This window comes from Butyrivibrio sp. AC2005, assembly GCF_000424145.1.
Lineage (GTDB): Bacteria > Bacillota > Clostridia > Lachnospirales > Lachnospiraceae > Butyrivibrio.
The window spans coordinates 118,857-135,537 of record NZ_AUJI01000013.1 but is presented as its reverse complement, the minus strand read 5'-3'; the positions used below and the strand labels follow the sequence as shown (position 1 = coordinate 135,537).

The window sequence follows — 16,681 nt, the reverse complement described above, 5'->3', positions numbered from 1 at the left end:
TTTCACTGCCTATATCGCATCCAACTATAAGCATGTCATCTGATATAAATGATAGCTTGGCATTCTTATCAAACTTTCCTGATGTCTCCAGATCATGCCAGGTCTTAGCCTGCAATGTATTTAAGAGATCATCCACTCTGGTTTGTCTTTCTTCGGCAGATAAAGTATTTATCACCGAAAAGTTGTTGCTTACTTGATTTTTGTTGTTCTTTGCCTTAGCATTCATGTTAGATACCTCTCGTATTCTTGGATTATTACCAACTGCCAGGTCAGTAACAATCCAACTTTACTTGAGGTATTCTTTTTAGGTCAACCCCTGTTTATATCATACAGGAAGCTCCTAAAATGATAAGTCCCTTACACCTGTTGCCAGATGTAAGGGACGAATATAATCCGCGGTACCACCCTGATTCCTGCCATATAAAATATAGCAGACACTCATTATCTTTAGTTTTAGCTCCAATGCGAAATTTCCGAACTGCCTTTACCAAACTGGCTCTCAGCCGCTGACCAGTTTCTCTGTGTTGGAAAACAGAACATCCCGGGGCATGCCCCACATCTTCAACGCTCTGCAAATTAGTTTACCTACGGGCAAATAAAAAGTCAAGGTAATCACCACTATTTTATTGCCTGAAAAAATATTTTAATAATATTGTTCATATATAAATTAATTTATGGTAATATTATTAATTGTACACAACATTTTTATGCTTAATCTCTGTTAATCATTTTTCTGAGATAGCTTCTTTATTTTATTCAAAATGTATCCATATCAGATACAACGATAATTAAAAATATCCGGAGGGAATATGAATATTAAAAGTCTGTTTGCTCCTGTGGATATGACCGAGGGTACTCCTGTTAAGCAGATAATAAAATTTACTATCCCTATGCTTCTCGGTAATATTGCACAGCAGCTTTATAGTACTGTCGACAGTATCATTGTCGGCCGTTTTGTAGGTGATAACGCTCTGGCAGCTGTAGGAAGCGCTGCTCCTCTGATCAACCTTATGCTGGTTCTTTTTATGGGTGTGGCAGTTGGTGCTTCCATCATGATTTCACAATATTTCGGAGCCAGGAAAAGAGAAGAACTTTCCAAATCAATAGGAACCAGTATCACTCTCACAGGTATAGCTTCATTATTTATTATGGTAGTCGGGCCACTCATTACCAGACCTATTCTTGAATTGCTTGGAACACCCGAAAGTATCATCGACTGGGCTACCAGCTATCTTTGGATTATTTTCATAGGTATAGCAGGAGGCGGATACTACAATATTATGAGTGGTATCCTCAGAGGTCTTGGTGATTCTGTTTCTGCACTTATATATCTGCTGGTTGCGACAGTTATTAATATTGTTCTGGATCTGGCATTTGTAGCTTACTTCAGAATGGGTGTAGTAGGTGTTGCTCTTGCGACCGTTATTGCTCAGTTTATATCTGCTTTCCTGTCATTATGGAAACTCACTAAGATGAATTCCGTATTTGATTTCAAGAAGGAATACCTGTTACCTGAAAAGTACTATGTCAACACTCTTATAAAGCTGGGACTCCCTTCAGGTGTAACGCAGGCTATCTTTTCAATGTCAATGATTGTTGTTCAGAATCTGACAAATACTTTTGGCGAGCTCTATATAGCAGCAAACGTAATTGTAATGCGCGTAGACGGTTTCGTAATGCTTCCGGCATTTTCCTTTGGTTCAGCGATGACAACCTTTGCCGGTCAGAACATCGGTGCCGGAAAGCTTGACAGAGTAAGCAAAGGTGCCAAAAACGGAACCCTGGCAGCAATGGGTATTTCCGCTGTTCTTTCCGTAATGATACTCATCTTTGGAAAATTTATAATGGGTATTTTCACAAGTACTGAGGCCCTCATTGACATGAGCTATAATATGATGTGTATATTGATAATTGGATATATCGCCATGGAAGTTACACAGTGTTTATCAGGAATTATGCGAGGTGCCGGCGATACGATGACTCCCATGTGGATTTCCATGTTTTCATCAATACTTATGCGAGTTCCTATGGCTTACATATTTGTATATCTTACAAAAAGTCCGGAATTACCACAGGGGAACTGTTACATGATGCAGCTCTCCATGCTTGTAACCTGGACCATCGGAGCATTTATAACCTTTTTAATGTATAAAGTCGGAAAATGGAAAACTAAGTCTATTTCAAAATAACATTCAGGTGAAGCAAATGAATCGTAAAAAAAGCTATCATTCACAGATACTTACATTAACTATTCCGATTGTTCTTCAGAATCTTCTAAGCGTAGCAGTTAACTCCGCTGATGTGGTAATGCTCAACTATGTCGGGCAAAGTCACATCTCAGCGGTTTCACTTGCTGCTCAATATGCAAGTGTGCTTTTTATGGTCTTCTACGGTCTTGGTACCGGTGTAACCATGCTATGTTCACAATATTACGGCAAGGGGGACATGCGCGCCATCGATGTTGTCGAAGGCATTGCACTTAGGTTTTCACTTTTAGCCGCAATTATTTTCGCAGGAGCCGCTTTTATTTTCCCAAGACAGATGATGCGTGTATTTACTCCCGATCCTGAGCTTATTACAATCGGTGCATCCTATCTCAGAAATATCAGCGTAGCATATATTTGTTGGGGAATAATTGAGATATATCTGGCAACCTTGAGAAGTATCGGCCGTGTAACCATTTCAACAGTATTAAATACTATTGCATTTTCACTGAACATACTGCTTAATGCTGTATTTATTTTTGGTCTGTTTGGCGCTCCAAAGCTCGGTGCAGCGGGTGTTGCTCTTGCAACCTCCATTTCCAGAGTAGTTGAGCTTATTCTATGCATCATTGTTTCTGTAAAAAGTAATAATGCAAAGCTTAAGCTCTCCTATATGTTCATCCGTAATGACCTGCTCCTTAAGGACTTCCTGAAGATGGCTCTACCGGCTATGCTAAATGACGTCTCATGGGGACTTGCTTTTTCAATGTATTCAGTTATAATCGGACAGTTCCTGGGAACTGATGTAGTTGCCGCATATTCCTTTACATCTCTTGCAAGGAATTTCGGAACAATCCTGTGCTTTGGTGTTGCCAGTGCGGGCGGAATCCTTCTTGGGCAGATAATTGGTGAGAACAGACTTGATGATGCGGATGAGGCCTCAAAGGTACTTATGAAGATGACTGTATTATTCGGAGCCATAGGCGGACTTATAATCTTCTGTCTCATGCCTGTGTTCCTTAGTTTTGCTAATCTGTCAGCCATGGGAAAGCACTATCTGAAAATTATGCTTTTTATAAATACCTATTATGTAATGGGCGCTGCGGTTAACACTACACTTATTGCAGGTGTATTCCGGGCCGGAGGTGACAGCCGATGGGGCGCTATTTGTGACACCATCGATATGTGGTGCTACGCTGTACCTCTTGGCTTTATTGCAGCAGCTCTCCTAAAGCTTCCGCCCATGTGGGTATATTTCCTGCTTTGCACAGACGAGTTTGTAAAATGGCCCTGGGTTATCAGTCATTACAAGAGCAGAAAATGGTTACGAAATATAACAAGGGATGATTACTAGATCATCCCTTGCTTTTTTATATTCATAAATTTGAAAAATCGTATGATAAAACTGTTTTACAGAGAATCAAGCAGATTCAGGAACGAAACCTCCGGTAAAGGCTTAAAGAAGAAATATCCCTGAATATAGTCACAATCCGCTGCCTGAAGGAATTTAAGCTGCTTTAATGTTTCGACACCTTCAGCAGTTACCTTGGCACCAATAGCATGCGCAAGCTTGATAGTTGATACTATAATTGATTCTGATTTCTTATTAATTCCAATTTTTCTTATAAATCCAATATCCAGCTTGATAATATCAAAATCAAAGGTTTCAAGCATAGATAATGAACTCATACCGCTTCCATAATCATCGAGAAGAATCTGAATGCCCTGCGCCTTCATCTTACTAAGATAATCTAGAGCCTTTGTTTCAAGATCAGCATATGCAGACTCAGTTACCTCAAATCTTATCAATGAAGGATCTATCTTCTTAGCCTTAATGGTATCAAAAATGCTCTCTATAAATGCAAAATCGTAAAAATCAACTCTGGATAGATTAATTGCGCATGGTACAGCTTTCTTCCTTTCAGCAATGCATTTTGTTATAAACTCTACACCACGCTCCATCATGAATTTATCAAGAATTGATGTTTTGCCTTCCTCTTCTATTACCGGAATGAAATCAGCCGGTGACACCATTCCCAAATCTCGATGGCGCCATCTGATAAGCATTTCAGCACTTACAATCTCTCCGGTCTTAGCATCAACAATAGGCTGATAATATGGTTCAAATTCATTATCGGACAAGGCTCTTATAAAATCAGATAAAAGGAACCTTTGCTTAACATAATTCTCCTTTAGGGAGTAATCATAATAAGCATAAAGCAGATTTCTTTTACTTGTTCTGATACTTTTTTCAGCCAGCTTGGCACCTGCAACTATCTGAGATATCCCAACCTTCGGATTGGTAATCTGGAAAATACCGCAATGTATTTCATAACTATATTCCATGGACTCTGTTCTGAATACCTGACGGCACATAGCCTTGAGATTCCTGTCTATCAGATTTTCATCAGCTGTAATAAGTGCAAAATGATCACTCTCAAGGCGCCCCATAATCATGGGCTGGAGGTGTTTTCTCAGCACATCTCTCGTCTGATGAATAACCATATCGCCTTTATTATTACCAAACAACTCATTAACAGCCTTAAAACCTTTTACATTTGCATAAACAAGCGAATAATGATCATCCTCTGTAAGCTCAGATAAAAAGAGCTTAGCCCTGTCAAGGAAACCTGTTCTTGCATATTCATCAGTCATCCAGTCATGATCAAGAATTGAAGTAATATCCAGATAAGTGATCATAAACCAGTCGGGATATCCGGGAACATCCTTAACTCTTAGATTCTTTGCACGGCGACCATCTTCCGTCTCCACATGGATTGTTCTTACGTAGTCGCCTCTTTCTGCCATTTCTTTACTAATATTTGCGATATTGACATTCTCGAAAAAGGATTCCCTTTCTTCAGGTACAACCCTGTTAGAAATTCTTAAACAAATATCTTTATAATCCAGCCGGCTTTGAGCAAATATGTCCTTTAGCCTGTCATGTAAAAAGTATATTTCACACCGCTCATCATGCTTTTCTACGGCAAAAACCATATCATAACCATCTGAAATCAAGGATTTTATGACAGGCTGTTCCACATAACTCATGTAAGGCACTATCGGCCCCGGTTTAATAGGGGTGATAACACCGTCTTCTATTACTTCACCCTTTCCTTTAAAAATCGTCTTATTATTTTTTACCTTGAAATAGCTCTCATCCGAGATAAGATAAAACCTGCATCCAAAGCTATCCGGAACCACGATGTCGTCAATAAATTCCAAGCCCTCTATAGTCAGATCCTTTACATAATCCCTATGGGGAATTATCTGAATATTTGTAAGATCAAGACCATCGGAAAACCTAACAAAATTTGGATCCACAGCCTCTCCCTCGCGTTCAGGCATATGGTATACATAATAAGCAGCATTTATAGAACCCGAGCTTAAGCCTATTACAACTCCATTATAGCCTTCAAGAGCTTTTTTTAGCCCTATTCGCTTCATAAAAGCAAGCTGCGTAGGTGCATGCCCACCTGCAAGATAAATGACATTCGACCACTTCACCATTCTGGTGACAGACATTTTTTCATTAAGTATTTTTGTTTCTTTAACAGGAAGATTTTTAAATTCGAATGCATCAAGAATTCTCTTTAGCTGATGCTCATTTTCCTTCTTGTAATCAGGACTTGCGGGAACATAAAGAATTTTTGCAGCCTCCGGCCATTCCTTCTTAAGATCGTCCAAAAAGCCATAAGTATTTAAAGGCTCCATTTTTTCATAAGAGCCCAGCTCCTGATAAGGTATGAAACTGCCGGTCAGGTATAGTACCATAAGTTATCACCTTCAGAAAAAAGCTATCACATAAATACTCTTTTTATATTATAAATCCATATTCTTCAAATAACTATTAAAAAAGGAACTACTAATTCTAAGAGTTTTATAAACAAATTCAATCAAAATATAAAAAGAGATGCGAAACCATTTAGTTCCACATCTCCTCAGCTTTATTATAATATTCCATCAAAACCGGTTTTGTAAGATGATTTATATCTACGTTTTTATCAACTTCGTCTTTACCAAATTTGAAAAAGGCCATAACGTTATCTGTTGTGAGGAATCTGGTATCAACATCAAATGATATGTTCTCCGACAATTCATTTTTACTTGCCATGTTAAATCCCCAGTCTCCAAAAGCAGGAACCTGTATATGATAGGCCTTCACATTAAGCCCTTCACTCTCTATTGTCTTGTTGATGCACCAGAACGCCTTGGTTGCATAATAAGGGCTGGTAGACTGTACCACCATTATCCCGGTATCTGTAAGGCATCCCTTGCACATCCTGTAAAAGATGTTTGAATACAGCTTATTCAGAACCTCTGTATTTGGATCAGGAAGATCGACAATTATAACATCATACTTATCCTTACAGGTCTCAAGATACTCATAAGCATCCATATTATAGATATTCAGCTTGTCTGACGAAAGACTGTTCTCATTTATAGCTGTAATCTCTTTATTAGTGCTGCAAATACGTGTCATCTCAGAATCCAGATCAACTAAATCTATTCGCTTAACCTCCGGATACTTCAAAACTTCCCTCACAGCAAGACCGTCACCGCCACCAAGAATCAGTATATTTTCCCTTACCCTGGTTTCATTCATGGGAATATGCACAAGCCCTTCATGATAGCGGTATTCATCAGCTGTGGAAAACTGACAGTTACCGTCAATGTATAATCTTACATCATCCCTGTGCTTAGTCATTACAATCTTCTGATACTGTGTCTGCTCTATAAGAACAACATGATCTCTGTAAAGACCGCCCTCTATTGATTCAGATATATTGTCAGCCATCACCATACCTATAAGCATGAAAGCTGCAAGAACAATTGCCGCCGAGCGAAAGACATTTATCTTATCTACTCTCTCTCCGAATTTCCACATTATTAGAATGGCTGCCAGAATATTCAAAAATCCGCAGAGAAAGGATGTGGCAAAGTATCCAAGCTTTGGCAGAAGTATCAAAGGAAACGCTATCGATCCTATAAGACCGCCAATATAGTCAAAACTGAAAATTGAAGAAAGTGTAACCTTCAGGTTATTTTCATCCTGCTCAATAATTCTGGTCATAATTGGTATCTCAGCACCCGCAAAAGCACCAATAATTATAATCTCCAGATACATAACAAGTGCATAATTTGAAATATATATATTGGCAAGGAATAGTCCCAGCGAGCTTATCCCGCCTATAACACCTATACCTAGTTCTATTGTCACAAAGATATTAAAAAGATTTTTTGAAAAATATTTGGAAATATACGATCCCAGACCAAGTGAAGCCATGTAAAGACCAATTGTCACCGAGTACTGAAGCGTACTGTTCCCCAACAGATATGAACTAACTGCACTGATAATAAGCTCATAGCACATTGAACATCCGGATATTATCAGGGTGGTCAGCATAAGAAGTCTATACTTACTGCTCATTAAAAACGCCTTCCCAATTTACTGGATTACACCGCTGACAATAAAAGCAACACCTAAGAAAATACCAAATATCATTATACCGGCTGCTTCATTTTTCTTACCAAGCTCAACGCCAAAATTGAATTTTCTGTTTATGATATCTACTACAAAATATCCGATCAAAAACGCCACAACACCAATTCCCGCAAACATAGCCGTGCTGATGACACCCTCAAGAAGTTCCTGAGCTTCTGAAACAGTAATTGAAATAATTGCTGAACGAATGATAAATCCAAGTCCTGCATATATACCGGCTGATACCCAGCCTACAGCTTTATTACCCTCCTGAATTTCTTTAGGAAAATCGACAGGAATCAAAAGATCTATGATGAAGTATCCTATCATCATAACCGTAAGTCCTACCGCAAGATAAACCAAAGTCTCAAGTGCTACCATATTTCTAAATCCTCCAATAAATATTTTCTATTTACTTTCCGCCGCCAAGGCCGCCTTCCGATGATTTTCTGGCCCTGATACTGCTCTGCCTTATAGAATTCGAATAACTGTCAAAGTATCCGTTTCCTATATTATGAATTGTATCCCCTTTATACATGGAATACGGTGAAGCTGTCCTCTTATAGGATGAACTATCCTTAGTGAAGCTTGAACTATAATAATGTCTTCTATACCAGTTTGTCGTTGCGCTGGAGCTTCTGTAGGGTGCATTGTCTGAAGTATAGTTGTATAAACGTTTAGAAATCTGAACGTATACCGTATCATGTTCATTTTCAGGATGGTAAATGAGACAATATTCCCTTTTGGTTACAATAGCAACTGTACCATCACTCTCATCATTTTCCTGTGTGACAGATTCCGTATTACCTTCTATTCCGTTAATAATATCCTTTGCCACAACATCTGTGGTTGCATCCCTTAGCTTATATCTGTAAACATTTGCCTTTTGCTTTTCGTTACCGGTTATCGAGGTTACGTATTCATAATAATTACCGGACTGTAAATACTTACTGATTTTTTTAGCAGGAGCCGGTAATTCTGAAAGTAGCCCAAGCACTATTATCAGTATTGTAAAACCGATTGATAATAACGAACCTTTTAGACCTGAAGGAACAGTTGCTTTTGGCTTCTCATATCCGACAACCCGTATATCCTCCAAATCCAGATATACGCCCTTGGAAAACTCTGTTCCATCATCCCAGGTCTCAACTGAAAGTATATTATCCTCCGATGCATCCTCAAACTCTACAAAATCAGCTGCATCACCACCCTCTACATCGACGTCTCCGCCACAGGCCGTTACAACCTGACGTCCTTTATCAACCTGATGCCATTCAGGTCCTATACGACCTCGAACGCTATTATCCGGCCATGAAAGTGAATATTCCTTATAGACATCATCTATCGAAAGCCATCGTTCTCCGAATTTTGTTTTTAATCTGTATTCTCTCCATCTCTTGCCACCGTCATTTATATTCTTGTACTCTATCCATCCTATGACACGGGCTTCGAGATTACTTATCATAAGTATCGATCCAACCTGAATGTTCATCTCATCTTAAGACGCAGACTTATCTCCTGCGCTAATATCCCTTTCAATTACTTTAGTTTTTATCTGTTCTGCTCCAAAAAGCTCCTTTAATTTCTCAGCTATTCCATCAACCACAGTATCTGAACATGAAAAGATATCTATGGCTGCATAGCCAAATTCAGGCCATGTATGAACTGAGAAATGTGAAGTAGTTATTACAGCAAAATATGTGACACCTATAGGCTCAAATTCATGGATACATTCCTCCACTATCTCAGCGCCCACATAATTAATTGCCGTATGCGCTGCCTCCTGTATTTTCCCTGGATCATCAATGATCGCACCGCAGCCATAAAGATCTGCCACGAGCTGCTTAGCCATTTGTTAAAACTCCTTTCCTGTGAGGTGATGTATAGTACCGTAGGTCTCTCCACCTCTGTCTCTTGGTGCTCCGCATTTTATGCATACAGGTTCATCAGACCTGTTGTAGTGGTCACAATATTCGCAGAGCCAGTCCGGTTCGTTTGTTGTCTTCTTTGTCTCTTCCCCGGTCAGTGTAGCTGCCATAATATCATCAGGAAGATAAAAAAGCGTATCTATTCCACGGGGTTTCCCACAATTGGGACACGCTTCGTATCTTGCTCTGATCATTTTTGTTTCACAAAACACACAATCCCAGAGGCCTTCTATTCTTTTTTGTTCCATGTTTGAAATATTCCCTGATTCCTCAAAACTTTTTATTCATTAAAAAAACGATAATATCGCCCAAATATACTATATATACATCCATAAGCGCAAAAATATTGCAACTAATTCTTACTTTTTACAGCAAACAATATCTTGCCATAAACAGAAGGGTATCGTCAATTAAATACAGCCCAGTTATGGTTTTTATCTAAAAACAGAACTATATAGGATACTGGATTTTCTCAAGAATAAGTTTTCCTATCCTTTTAAGAAGCAGTTACGTCAGAAACACCTCTCCCAGTGAATTGGTTTAACCATAAAACAGCGGTTATTCCCATTTGCTGATTTACTCGCTAATAGACGTAACTCATCGTAGATGTATATTCCTTCTAGCTGAGGGAATTCAGTCAATGAAGACAAAAAAATAAATAATGGTCTACCATAAAATAAGGGCGGTATACCAATGAGATAATATTTGGGAAATTTGACGTAAATGCATAGATTTTTAGAATTTCCCCCTACTATACATTTACGTCAATATTCAGCAAAATTCAAATACTGGAATAAGGACATATTTGGGCTTACGTCTATATTCAAAATTATTCGAGAGCAGACTTAACTCATACAGGAAGCATAATTTCCGCAAGCAAAAATGTGTCAGTCTAAAAGCACAATAATGGATTAGTTGGTTTAACCTTTAAATGTCGGTTACGTCAAGACAAACGAAAATAAAAAATTTGGTTGAAGCGCGGGGATAATTATATGGAGGCAAAAACTATAGACGCGAACAAGCTACTTATAATATATATGAATCTAAGCTCTTTAAAAGCACCTCGTTACTTAAAGTATCCTTTACAGCAATACGATAATATCCTTCCGCCAGACCTATAAAGTTGCTGCAATCACGAATTAATATTTTTTGCTTTAACAATTGTTCAAAGAGGTTACGCTCTGTATGAATCAGCACAAAATTAGTGTCAGACGGAAATGCCTTTATCCCATGGGATATCAATCCTTCGCTAAGCTGCTCTCTGCCCTTTTGGATTAACACCAAAGAATCAGAGACATATGATCCGTCCATCAAAGCATTGGCGCAGGCTATTCCTGCCTGTTCAGCAAAGACTGAAAGATTCCATTCAGGCAAATAATGCTTAATCCCTTCAATGTCTTCAGCATCTGCCATAGCATAACCCACACGTACTCCGGGAATAGAAAACAGCTTGGTATAAGCACTAATTATAAAAAGCCCCGGCATTACACCTATGTATTTTTTTGCGCTTACTCCTGTAGACAATTTAAGAAAGCACTCATCAATTATCAAAGAAGTACCGGTTGTTACGCACCTTTTTATAATTGCATGGAGCAGTTTTTCATCAATACATCTGCCTGTTGGATTGTTGGGATTAGCAAGAATTACGGCATCTAAATTATCGGTGATTGCCTCTATAAATTTCTCATTCAAAACAAATTGATTTCTTTCCTCAAGACAAAATTCTATTATTCTGCAATCGGAAATCATGTTTAGTGAATGTCTGTAGCCATAAAATGAAGGAACCGGCATAAGCACTGTTTTGGGATTCAAATAACGCAGCACCGCTACCAGAAGCTCCGAAGCCCCGTTCCCACCAATGATGTTGGAAGCTTTTATGTTGTCACCTTTTTTATTGAAGCCTTTAATGTTATTTATTTTATTGCCATCACATTCTGATAGAGCTACTGCTTCTCTAAACTTAGTCTGTTCGATATCAGGATATAAGGATATCTTCTTTGTAGCATCACTAATACTCCTTAACACCTGCTCGGGACATGGGACGGGATTGAGGTTAACCGAAAAGTCATATTCTATTTTTTGTCCGTATATTTCTCCACCATGTAGCATATGTAATCCTCAACCATTTATCTATAATTCATATTTTTTTATTTATAGATATCCACTTGTCCAATGCATCAGTAATATTAACCGATAAAGACTCTCTCATTTGTCACAAATATAAAATCATGAATATCCCCAACACCAAAAGAAGAATCATGCACAGATACTCAGTCATAAACATAAGTCTGCAGGAGCGTTTGATGTCCTTCTTTTCAACCGGTCTGATGTCATCCCCTATAAAGGGCTTTTTTACAATTTTGCCAAAATAGCTGGCATCTCCCGCAAGTCTGATAGAAAGCGCTCCGGCGCAGGCAGCCTCAGTCTGAGCGGAATTAGGACTCTTGTGATTGAATCTGTCTCTTATAAAAATCTTATAGGCACCTGTCCCGCTATAGTCAGAGCCGCAGATAAACGCAGCAAGAATCATCAGTATAGCGCTTATTCTTGCAGGCAGAAAGTTCACAACATCATCAAGCTTTGCAGCTGCGGTTCCAAAGTGCTCATATCTTTCATTATGATACCCCACCATAGAATCCATGGTATTTACTGCCTTGTAAGCAAATCCAAGAACAGGACCGCCAATAAATGTATAAATTAAAGGTGCAATCACTCCGTCTGAAGTATTTTCAGCAACAGTCTCCACAGCTGCTTTGGTAACACCTGTCTCATCAAGAACAGCCGTGTCACGCCCAACTATCATAGACACTGCGTACCTGGCATCCTCCAGAGTCTTATTCTGAAGCGCATCGTAGACCTTCATACTCTCATCACGAAGACTCTTAGCCGCCAGTATGTAGCAGGTAAGAATTGCTTCTACAGCTATGCCTGCATAAAGGTGCAGCTTATATGCCGCAAACATTACACAGCCGATAACTGACACCGTTACCAAAAGCACTGCTATACATAGGATAATTCCCTTTATAAATTCATTTTTTTCATTCCGCTTTTTGCCCTCAGTTTTTCCCAATAGTTTTTTATCAAGCAGGTGAATCATATTTCCGATAAGTCTTATGGGATGTGGAAAATTCATGGGGTCACCAATTATTTGGTCCATTAGAAAGCCTAAGACAAAAGCAATAAGATGATATTTCATAAAACCTCAGATCAGTAAATTAAGAATAGCCAGGCATACAACTATAAGTGTTTCACCGGCGCACACATAGTAACCGGCCGTGTCACCTGTAACTCCTCCGAATGCGCTGTCACACATGTATTTATAATATATGGTAAAAAGCAATAATCCTAATGTGCATACAGCTCCGCCTATAAGATTAAAATATATGCTTAGCGCAATTCCGGCTATCAACTCTATCGTAAGAACAGCTTTGTCAATACTACCTGTGCTGCCGGTTTCCGCATTTAACATTCCATCTTTTTTTGCCTTATCAAAATACACACTTGTAAGTCCGCACATAGCTCTCACCAGGAAAAAGGATGTCATATAAATAAAGAGGTAATTATTGTTTCCTTTTTCAATAGCATTAGATAATAACGAGTATATAAAAGCCAGCCATATCATTCCAAGCACAACTACACTTATCACAGCAAATGCCCCAATATGAGGATCCTTCATTATCTCAAGCTTTTTATTTTTGTCCTGATAGGAATTCTTCGCATCCTGAACATCCATAAAGCCGTCCACATGGAATCCTCCGGTCACAATAAGCGGTAATGCCGAAAGAATAAGTGAAAGGCTAAATATCGGAAGCTCAAATGAAATCCCAAATAAAAATACAGCATAAGATAAACCTCCAATCACTGCTCCTATCAGTGGCAGTGCGCTTATGGCATGCTTCATATCCTTCTCCTGCCAGGTAAAAACAGGCATGGGAATTCTGGAATATAATGAAAAAGCAACGATTATGCTTTTAATAATTCTCACTAACTATCCACTCTCCTTTGATCAGCTCATATACCTGATCAGATTTTTCTTTTAATAAAATATTTACTTCATTTAACAGCTTTACATAACGTCTTGTATCGTCATCATATTCAGGTTCATCTTCCGGAAAGCTGTTTGATACAACTACAAGATTCCTGCACTTTTCTCCAAGATGCATGACCTCAGTTACGATTTTTTCGGTTAGCTGCTCCAGTGTATTATCTTCGGCTCCATCTGCATGCATTTCGTTTCCTACAAGATTCGACATGCACTCAAGAAGGATGCTCTTTTTCTCAATTTCATCAATACTATCAGTAAGCTTGTCCACTGCCACAGGACATTCGATGGTTGTAAAGTTTTTTCCTTCCCTCATTCTTCTGTGGCGGGCTATTCGTTCCTCGCCTTCTTTCCCGAAAGGAATCATCGTAGCTACATAGACTTTGTCATCGCCTTCTGATAGCTCTGTTATCAGGTCCTCAGCTTTTTTTGACTTGCCACTGTCAGGAGTTCCAATTATCAATATGATCATCAGGAATACCTCTTATATTCATCCATATTGTAATCATTAAATCTTGCGGCATTTTTATAAAAATTGTAAACCGCATCTATTAATGGAAAGAGCATTATTCCTCCGGTACCCTCACCTAGAGCCATATTACCGTTTATGAATGGTTTAAGATCAAGAAACTTAAGTGCCTGAAAAATTCCTTTTTCTCTTCCGGCATGCGAAGCTATCATGTAGTCTCTTACTCCGGGAGTAAGCATTTGAGCAATCACCGCCGCGGCAACGCTTATAAGGCCGTCCAGAACAACAGGCATATTATATAATGCTCCGCCTATTACAACGCCAACAAGCCCTGCAATATCAAGACCTCCGACACATTGTAATATATGAAAAGCTCTTTCCCTTTCATCTTCAATATCATTAAATATATATAGCCCTAAAGCTTTTCTGATTACTTCCTTTTTTCTGGACAGCCCTTTATCGTCTATGCCTGCTCCCCTTCCAGTTATCTCATCGCTGTCTATATTTAGAGCTGCTGCAAGAACCGCAGTTGAGGTAGTTGTATTTCCTATTCCCATCTCTCCTGTAACAAGAACAGAATATCCCTGCTCTGAGAGCTCTTTTACAAGTTCTATCGATGTTTCAATCGCCTTGCAGACTTGTGTTTCAGACATTGCAGGCTCTTTTAGAAAATTCCTTGTACCCTGTGCTATTTTAAAATTTCTTACTCCCTCGATTCCTTCATCGGAATCTATTCCAATGTCTATTGGAATGACATCTACTCCTGCTGCTTTTCCAAGTGTACATGCACTGCTGATTCCGGATCCAAGAGCCCTGGCAACATTTAAAGTAATTTCCTTACCGCTTTGAGATATCCCCTCTTCAACAATTCCATTGTCCGCACACATTATAAGTGCAGCACGTTTTTTTATCTGAATATCTTCATCACCCTGAATCCCGGCTATTTTGCAAATCATTTCCTCAAAATCGCCAAGTCCGTCCAATGGCTTTGCTATAGAATTAAATCTGTTTTTTGCTCTGTTAAATGCTGCCTCGTCAGGCTTATGTATTTCTATTTTATATATGTCTCTTTTTGTAGATAAGTCCATTTTTTTATAGTATCCATCCACTTCTGCAAATTTATATTTTCCATCATAAAATGGAAATCTATAAATTTTACTTTTTTTGTGCTAAATCCAAAAACCGCTTTATAAATTCAGGACATGACGGATAGTACAAATGGGCAAAGCCGCCAAATACATTGTCCTTTATCTTGTAGCCTGTCCAACATCTGTCGCCCACAGGCTTTTTTATATCGCACACATCGCCGTTATCTGTTGTGTCATAATAATGGAACTCATGTCCTTTTACATTTTCACCTATTTTCAGGTAGGGATTACTGCTTTTTGCAGTTACATTTACATATCCAAAATGCTGCAATTTTATTGTCATGAAGGCGTGTCCGTCAAAAACGTGGGCCATGCCATACTTATTACCATCCATATCACTTACTGTATCCTGCAGGTAAAGAAAGCCTCCACACTCCGCAAGAATCGGCATTTCCCCTTCTGCAGCAGTTTTTATGCTTTCCAACATGGATTTGTTTTCAGACAGTTCACTAATATGAAGCTCAGGGTAACCACCACCCAATATCAGCCCCGATACCTTTGGTATCCTCTCACCTTTAATAGGCGAAAAGGGAACCAGCTCTGCCCCAAGTTTTCGTAAAAAATCGAGATTATCTTCATAGTAAAAACAAAAGGCTTCGTCCATGGCGATTCCTATACGAACTGCATCTGAGACCTTGCTATCAATACGGGTTTCAGGATTATTTTCTTTTTGTTTTCTTATCTGAGCTTTACCTGCAATCTCCAGTAATTTCTCAAGATCCAAGCTTTTTTCAAGCTCATCCGCTGTTCTATCTATTTTTTCAAGAACATCAGGCATCTCTCCCGGCATCACAAGTCCAAGGTGACGGCTTTCAAAGTTAACATCCTTAATTGAAGCAAGGTGTCCTATTACTGTGAGCCCCGTTTCTTCATAAATATCTTCCTTTAGTTTTTCAGCCAGCATAGGTGATATGTTGTTGAGAATTACGCCCTTGATTTTTCCCTTGGCATAATCCACGAAGCCCATTATTAGCGGAATAACTGACTTACTCATGCCCTTTGCATTGACTACAAGTATTATCGGGATATCAGCTATATTGGAAATATCATAGGAAGATCCGGCAGAGGACGTAGCACTTATTCCATCAAAAAGTCCCATTACGCCTTCGATAACAGCGATGTCTGCCCTGGCTGTTCCATTCACAAGGCACTTCCTGACTCCTTCTTCACCTGAAAGAAATACATCCAGGTTTCTGGAAGGAACCCCCAGTACACGCTTATGAAACATTGGGTCTATATAGTCGGGACCACATTTAAATGATGCAGGCTTATACCCATGTCTTTTCAGTATTTGCAACAGTGCGCAGGTAATAAGCGTTTTACCACTCCCACTTCCCGGTGCAGCTATAAGAATTCCCGGTACTTTTTTATCATCGTCCAAAACAAGTTCTCCTTGAATAAGTGG

At 39.0% G+C, this 16,681-nt stretch carries 15 protein-coding genes; 2 read left to right on the top strand and 13 right to left on the bottom strand.

Annotated features, from left to right (window positions below; all coding sequences use genetic code 11):
* Positions 1 to 226 (bottom strand): hypothetical protein (locus G602_RS0104765; protein WP_026657932.1); only part of this gene is annotated, 226 nt, incomplete at its 3' end.
* A 583-nt stretch (positions 227 to 809) separates the two neighbouring features.
* Here G602_RS0104765 and G602_RS0104760 point away from each other — a divergent pair.
* Together G602_RS0104760 and G602_RS0104755 are read left to right on the top strand one after the other, a co-directional pair.
* A complete protein-coding gene (locus G602_RS0104760) occupies positions 810 to 2,189 on the top strand; it encodes an MATE family efflux transporter (protein WP_026657930.1) in 1,380 nt (459 codons plus the stop codon).
* 16 nt (positions 2,190 to 2,205) lie between these two features.
* Positions 2,206 to 3,558, top strand: a complete 1,353-nt coding sequence (locus tag G602_RS0104755) for an MATE family efflux transporter (RefSeq protein WP_026657929.1) — start codon at positions 2,206 to 2,208, stop codon at positions 3,556 to 3,558.
* A gap of 56 nt (positions 3,559 to 3,614) precedes the next feature.
* On the opposite strand, the gene G602_RS0104750 is transcribed toward G602_RS0104755, so the two are convergent.
* The 12 genes from G602_RS0104750 to G602_RS0104695 all read right to left on the bottom strand — a co-directional run bounded on the left by G602_RS0104750 (position 3,615) and on the right by G602_RS0104695 (position 16,657).
* A complete protein-coding gene (locus G602_RS0104750; protein WP_026657928.1) occupies positions 3,615 to 5,978 on the bottom strand; it encodes an EAL domain-containing protein in 2,364 nt (787 codons plus the stop codon).
* Positions 5,979 to 6,129: 151 nt separating this feature from the next.
* Positions 6,130 to 7,635, bottom strand: coding sequence for a polyamine aminopropyltransferase (locus G602_RS0104745; protein ID WP_026657927.1), 1,506 nt, complete (start codon positions 7,633 to 7,635; stop codon positions 6,130 to 6,132).
* Positions 7,636 to 7,653: 18 nt separating this feature from the next.
* On the bottom strand, positions 7,654 to 8,070 hold the full coding sequence (locus G602_RS0104740; RefSeq protein ID WP_026657926.1) for a DUF350 domain-containing protein: 417 nt from the start codon (positions 8,068 to 8,070) through the stop codon (positions 7,654 to 7,656).
* 31 nt (positions 8,071 to 8,101) lie between these two features.
* Positions 8,102 to 9,181, bottom strand: a complete 1,080-nt coding sequence (locus G602_RS0104735) for a DUF4178 domain-containing protein (RefSeq protein ID WP_044931045.1) — start codon at positions 9,179 to 9,181, stop codon at positions 8,102 to 8,104.
* A 6-nt stretch (positions 9,182 to 9,187) separates the two neighbouring features.
* Positions 9,188 to 9,541, bottom strand: a complete 354-nt coding sequence (gene speD, locus G602_RS25235) for an adenosylmethionine decarboxylase (RefSeq protein WP_044931044.1) — start codon at positions 9,539 to 9,541, stop codon at positions 9,188 to 9,190.
* Between the two features lie 3 nt (positions 9,542 to 9,544).
* A complete protein-coding gene (locus G602_RS0104725) occupies positions 9,545 to 9,865 on the bottom strand; it encodes a hypothetical protein (RefSeq protein WP_026657924.1) in 321 nt (106 codons plus the stop codon).
* 778 nt (positions 9,866 to 10,643) lie between these two features.
* Complete coding sequence (locus tag G602_RS25230; protein WP_044931042.1) at positions 10,644 to 11,726, bottom strand: pyridoxal phosphate-dependent aminotransferase; 1,083 nt, start codon at positions 11,724 to 11,726, stop codon at positions 10,644 to 10,646.
* A 103-nt stretch (positions 11,727 to 11,829) separates the two neighbouring features.
* Entirely contained in the window at positions 11,830 to 12,813 is a 984-nt protein-coding gene (gene cbiB / locus G602_RS0104715) for an adenosylcobinamide-phosphate synthase CbiB (RefSeq protein WP_026657922.1), read from the bottom strand.
* Positions 12,814 to 12,819: 6 nt separating this feature from the next.
* Positions 12,820 to 13,602: an adenosylcobinamide-GDP ribazoletransferase gene (locus tag G602_RS0104710; protein WP_026657921.1), complete on the bottom strand. Its 783-nt coding sequence runs from the start codon at positions 13,600 to 13,602 to the stop codon at positions 12,820 to 12,822.
* Positions 13,589 to 14,131 (bottom strand): bifunctional adenosylcobinamide kinase/adenosylcobinamide-phosphate guanylyltransferase, encoded by a 543-nt coding sequence (locus G602_RS0104705; RefSeq protein ID WP_026657920.1) that lies wholly within the window; start codon positions 14,129 to 14,131, stop codon positions 13,589 to 13,591. The genes G602_RS0104710 and G602_RS0104705 overlap by 14 nt, the downstream gene beginning before the upstream one ends.
* On the bottom strand, positions 14,131 to 15,216 hold the full coding sequence (gene cobT / locus G602_RS0104700) for a nicotinate-nucleotide--dimethylbenzimidazole phosphoribosyltransferase (protein WP_026657919.1): 1,086 nt from the start codon (positions 15,214 to 15,216) through the stop codon (positions 14,131 to 14,133). The genes G602_RS0104705 and cobT overlap by 1 nt, the downstream gene beginning before the upstream one ends.
* A gap of 67 nt (positions 15,217 to 15,283) precedes the next feature.
* Positions 15,284 to 16,657, bottom strand: coding sequence for a cobyrinate a,c-diamide synthase (locus G602_RS0104695; protein ID WP_026657918.1), 1,374 nt, complete (start codon positions 16,655 to 16,657; stop codon positions 15,284 to 15,286).
* Positions 16,658 to 16,681: the final 24 nt, after the last annotated feature.

Coding starts and splice junctions, on each gene's coding strand:
- G602_RS0104760 (WP_026657930.1), top strand. CDS start 810: ATGAATATTAAAAGTCTGTTTGCTCCTGTGGATATGACCGAGGGTACT.
- G602_RS0104755 (WP_026657929.1), top strand. CDS start 2,206: ATGAATCGTAAAAAAAGCTATCATTCACAGATACTTACATTAACTATT.
- G602_RS0104750 (WP_026657928.1), bottom strand. CDS start 5,978: ATGGTACTATACCTGACCGGCAGTTTCATACCTTATCAGGAGCTGGGC.
- G602_RS0104745 (WP_026657927.1), bottom strand. CDS start 7,635: ATGAGCAGTAAGTATAGACTTCTTATGCTGACCACCCTGATAATATCC.
- G602_RS0104740 (WP_026657926.1), bottom strand. CDS start 8,070: ATGGTAGCACTTGAGACTTTGGTTTATCTTGCGGTAGGACTTACGGTT.
- G602_RS0104735 (WP_044931045.1), bottom strand. CDS start 9,181: ATGAACATTCAGGTTGGATCGATACTTATGATAAGTAATCTCGAAGCC.
- speD (WP_044931044.1), bottom strand. CDS start 9,541: ATGGCTAAGCAGCTCGTGGCAGATCTTTATGGCTGCGGTGCGATCATT.
- G602_RS0104725 (WP_026657924.1), bottom strand. CDS start 9,865: ATGGAACAAAAAAGAATAGAAGGCCTCTGGGATTGTGTGTTTTGTGAA.
- G602_RS25230 (WP_044931042.1), bottom strand. CDS start 11,726: ATGCTACATGGTGGAGAAATATACGGACAAAAAATAGAATATGACTTT.
- cbiB (WP_026657922.1), bottom strand. CDS start 12,813: ATGAAATATCATCTTATTGCTTTTGTCTTAGGCTTTCTAATGGACCAA.
- G602_RS0104705 (WP_026657920.1), bottom strand. CDS start 14,131: ATGATCATATTGATAATTGGAACTCCTGACAGTGGCAAGTCAAAAAAA.
- cobT (WP_026657919.1), bottom strand. CDS start 15,216: ATGGACTTATCTACAAAAAGAGACATATATAAAATAGAAATACATAAG.